A 2554-nucleotide genomic window follows, 5' to 3' on the forward strand; every position below is an offset into this window, starting at 1 on the left:
TGACAGGCCGGTACTCTAACCAACTCACCTGTTGTTGTGTGTTTGTTGTTGGGGGTGGTGGGGGGGGGGGTGGTGGGTGGTGGTGGGGTTGGGTTGTTGGTGTTTTGTTTGTGGGGTGGGTGTTTTGTGGGTTGGGTTGGGTAGGGGGGGGGGGGAGATACTGAGAAATCAGTATTTTTAAATAATGGCGCGGCGGACGGGGCTCGAACCCGCGACCCCCGGCGTGACAGGCCGGTACTCTAACCAACTGAGCTACCACCGCGCATCCACTGTCAAAGACAATGAAAAAGAAACTTGGTGGGTGATGACGGAGTCGAACCGCCGACATTCTGCTTGTAAGGCAGACGCTCTACCAACTGAGCTAATCACCCATGCGCAAAATTGCGAAGACGCTATTAAACCAAAAAATCCTGATGCACGCAAGATTTATTTGCCGATAATTAGATATCTCCCTGCAAGCACCAGTTTTCAAAGGAAATAATTTCTTCCTGTTTGCCTGCGACAACCAAAATATCACCGTTTTCCAAAACAAAATCAGGGTCAAGGTCTTGGATTTTTCCGGTATTGCGGCGGATAAACAATAGTTTCAGATAATGCGCTGCCAATGGCAATTCACGGATGGTTTTGCCGATGGCGTGTGCTTCGCCTTGCAATGGGAAGGCATGGCGGCAGACGGCCTTACTGTCTTCGTCGGAGAAGCTGTCATCATCACTGCCGACAAATAAGTCTTGCAAAGATGCATAGCGGCTGTGACGGATGTGGGTTATGGTTTGATAAACATGGTTGTAGGAGAGGCCGTGGCCTAACATGGCATAGCTTGCCAGAACCAGGCTGGTTTCTTTGGTATCGGAGACGGTTTCTTCAGCACCCATTTCGGTAAAGGTTTTAACGTAATCGTCATTGGTGGCGCGAACATAAACCGGCATGCTCGGATGCATGGACATGATGTTGCCGAGAACATGTTGGGTCTCGTGCATATTGTTCAGCGTGATGACCACCATTTTGGCGCGTCCCAAGCCGGCGGCTTCCAAGACTTCACGGCGTTTGGCATCGCCAAAGGAAACCGGTTCGCCTGCGTTGCGTGCCACTTGTACACGGGCAATGTCCAAGTCAAGGGCAAAGTAGGGGATGCCTTCTTGCGCCAATACACGGGCAACTGATTGACCGCCGCGTCCGAAACCGATAATCAGGACGTGTTCGGATTTGCTCATGGTTTCCACCAACATGGAGTGTAAGTCCAAGGCTTTCATGTCCCAGTCGGATTTGACGAAGCGGCTGACGATGGCATCGCTGCTGCCCAAAATGAATGGTGCGGCAATCATGGAGAGCAAGACGGCTGCAGTGGCTGCTTGTTCCAATTCGGGCGAAACCATATTGATTTTGCTGGAAATAGCCAGCATCACGAAGCCGAACTCGCCGCCTTGCGCCAAATAAAGCGCACTTTTGAGGCTGTCGCCCACAGGGTTTTTCATGCGCAAAGCGATGATGAAGACAACCAGTGCTTTCAAGACCAACAGGATTGCCAACAAAATCAGGATTTGCTGCCAGTTGCCGATCAGCGCCTGAATATCGAGCTTCATACCGACGGTAATGAAGAAGAAGCCCAGCAGGATGTCGCGGAATGGACGGATGTCGTCTTCCACCTGAATACGGTATTCGGTTTCGGAAAGCAGCATACCGGCGACGAATGCGCCCAATGCCATAGACAGGCCTTCAAGCTCTGTCAGATAGGCCACGCCCAAAGTAACCAGTAAAACGTTGATCATGAAGAGTTCGGACGATTTGCGTTTGGCAACCAGTCTGAACCAGCGCGACATCACACGGCTGCCGATAACGAACAAAATGCCCAAGGTCAGCAACATTTTCAAACCGGCCAAGCCCAGCTCTACCCATAAGTTGCCTTCGCTGCCGCCAGCAAGTGCCGGAATCAGAATCATCAGCGGTACCACGGCAATATCTTGCATCAGCAAAACGCCCATGGCCATTTGACCATGCGGCTGACCCAGCTCGGTTTTCTCCGACAGAATGCGGCTGACGATGGCGGTGGACGACATGGTCAGTGCGCCCGCAGTGGCAAACGCCCAGTTAAACGGCGTGCCCATTGCCATCAAAATGCCCATAATCGAGAGCATAGTAATGATAACTTGCAAACCGCCCAAGCCGAATACGAGGCGGCGCATGGCTTTGAGTTTGGGCAGGGAGAATTCGAGACCGATGCTGAACATCAAGAACACAATGCCGATTTCGCCCAAATAGTCGGTAGCGTGGCTTTGCGGAATCAGTTTGAACATACCCGGACCGGCAATAAAACCGACCAAAAGATAACCGAGCATGGAAGGAATGTTGAACTTGCGACAGCAGATAACCGTAATGACGGAAACCAACAGGACAATGACAATGGGACCGAGGGAGAATTCGTGCATAGAGTGGGCGGCCTTTCGTTAAAAGTAGCTATTGTTATATAGGCCGTCTGAAACACGTCGAAGACCGACAGCAAACCCAAATAAAAACGCACAGAATGAACTTCATTTCTGCGATTTGATTTCCCGTATCA

Annotated in this window: 1 protein-coding gene and 2 tRNA genes; all 3 read right to left on the bottom strand. The window is 51.3% G+C overall.

What is annotated here, in order from left to right; genetic code table 11:
- Window positions 1-185: 185 nt before the first annotated feature.
- The 3 genes from ACTHUT_RS17800 to ACTHUT_RS17810 all read right to left on the bottom strand — a co-directional run bounded on the left by ACTHUT_RS17800 (window position 186) and on the right by ACTHUT_RS17810 (window position 2423).
- Window positions 186-262, bottom strand: a tRNA-Asp gene (locus ACTHUT_RS17800).
- Window positions 263-295: 33 nt separating this feature from the next.
- A tRNA-Val gene (locus tag ACTHUT_RS17805) sits at window positions 296-371 on the bottom strand.
- A 69-nt stretch (window positions 372-440) separates the two neighbouring features.
- The gene (locus tag ACTHUT_RS17810) at window positions 441-2423 is read right to left on the bottom strand and encodes a monovalent cation:proton antiporter family protein (protein ID WP_003684484.1); all 1983 of its coding nucleotides are present in this window, start codon (window positions 2421-2423) and stop codon (window positions 441-443) included.
- Window positions 2424-2554: the final 131 nt, after the last annotated feature.

Source organism: Neisseria sp. P0022.S010 (assembly GCF_051956635.1).